Source organism: Streptomyces beijiangensis, from assembly GCF_017315755.1.
GTDB classification, from domain to species: domain Bacteria; phylum Actinomycetota; class Actinomycetes; order Streptomycetales; family Streptomycetaceae; genus Streptomyces; species Streptomyces beijiangensis.
Genome location: NZ_JAFLRJ010000444.1, coordinates 1 through 1,012 on the forward strand (window position 1 = coordinate 1; position 1,012 = coordinate 1,012).

A 1,012-nucleotide genomic window follows, 5' to 3' on the forward strand; every position below is an offset into this window, starting at 1 on the left:
GCCGGTCACCCGCTCCCGCTGCTCCTGCGCCCCGACGGGAGTGTGGAGCCGGCGGCGGAGCCGCAGGTGCTCCTCGGGGTCCTCGACGACGCCACGTACGAGAGCGAGAGCTTCGATCTGATGCCGGGCGACACCCTGCTCTGTGTGACGGACGGGGTGACCGAGCGGCGCGGCGGGGCGCGGATGTTCGACGACGGGGACGGGCTGGCGAAGGTCCTCGCGGGGTGCGTGGGGCTGACGGCGCAGGGGGTCGCCGAGCGGGTCAGGCGGGCCGTGTACGACTTCGGGGAGAAGCCGCTGGACGACGATCTGGCGCTGCTGGTGCTGCGGGCCGAGTAGCCGCGGGCGTGGGGACGGGCGGGCGTGACGGACAATGGGGGCATGCCTTCCGTACTGCCCGATGGTGAGCCCATGCCCGAGGACGGGGCGCTGCCCCCTTCCGCCTTCGAAGGCGCGGGCGCACGGCCGCTCGGGTTCTATCTGCATGTGCCGTACTGCGCGACGCGCTGCGGCTACTGCGACTTCAACACCTACACCGCGACCGAGCTGCGGAGCTCCGGCGGTGTGCTCGCCTCCCGGGACAACTACGCCGAGATGGTCGCCGACGAGATCCGGCTCGCGCGCAAGGTCATGGGGGACGACCCGCGGCCCGTACAGACCGTCTTCGTGGGCGGCGGGACGCCGACGCTGCTCGCGGCGGCCGATCTCGTCTCGATGCTGGCCGCGGTCCGTGACGAGTTCGGGCTCGCGGAGGACGCGGAGATCACCACCGAGNNGCGCGGCAGCACGTACTGAAGGTGCTGGAGCGTACGCATACGCCGGGGCGGCCCGAGGCGTGCGTCGCGGAGGCGCGGGCGGCGGGCTTCGAGCACGTAAATCTTGATCTGATCTACGGGACGCCGGGCGAGAGCGACGACGACTGGCGGGCCTCACTGGCGGCGGCCGTGGGGGCCGGGCCCGACCATGTGAGTGCGTACGCACTGATCGTCGAGGAGGGGACGCAGCTGGCGCG

At 72.5% G+C, this 1,012-nt stretch carries 1 protein-coding gene and 1 pseudogene; both read left to right on the forward strand.

Annotated features, from left to right (window positions below; all coding sequences use genetic code 11):
• Nucleotides 1-339: PP2C family protein-serine/threonine phosphatase (locus J0695_RS34030; RefSeq protein WP_206968629.1), on the forward strand; the 339-nt coding region annotated here is incomplete at its 5' end.
• Nucleotides 340-381: 42 nt separating this feature from the next.
• Nucleotides 382-1,012 (forward strand): annotated as a pseudogene (locus tag J0695_RS34035) (radical SAM protein); the annotation flags it as partial.